Origin of the sequence: Vibrio brasiliensis LMG 20546, from assembly GCF_000189255.1 — a bacterium.
Classification (GTDB): domain Bacteria; phylum Pseudomonadota; class Gammaproteobacteria; order Enterobacterales; family Vibrionaceae; genus Vibrio; species Vibrio brasiliensis.
This window is the reverse complement of record NZ_AEVS01000025.1, coordinates 1-318: the sequence shown is the minus strand read 5'-3', so window position 1 is coordinate 318 and position 318 is coordinate 1. Positions and strand designations below refer to the sequence as shown.

Annotated in this window: 1 protein-coding gene; it reads right to left on the bottom strand. The window is 53.5% G+C overall.

Annotated features, from left to right (window positions below; genetic code table 11):
• A partial coding sequence (locus RH46_RS22230) for a hypothetical protein (RefSeq protein ID WP_006878255.1) occupies window positions 1-318 on the bottom strand: 318 nt, incomplete at both ends.

Here is a 318-nt window from a genome sequence, read left to right as displayed (position 1 = left end):
AGACGACTGGCGGCATCAGCTTGTGTCATCTCAGCTAATGCGTCTTCCTCACCGAACTCTGGCAGGTCGAAGTCGTCCAGCTCCAGGCTCTCATCAGCACCCTGCGGCGCTTCTAATTCCGCTTCTGGCTCAAGTTCTGCGTCAGCTAACGCCTCTTCTTCGCTGTATTCTGGTAACTCAATGTCATCCAGTTCTACTGCTTGTTCTGCTTGAGGCTCTTCTACATGTGGTTGCTCAGCGACTGGCGCATCAGCTTGCGTCATTTCAGCTAATGCGTCTTCCTCACCAAATTCTGGCAGGTCGAAGTCGTCCAGCTCC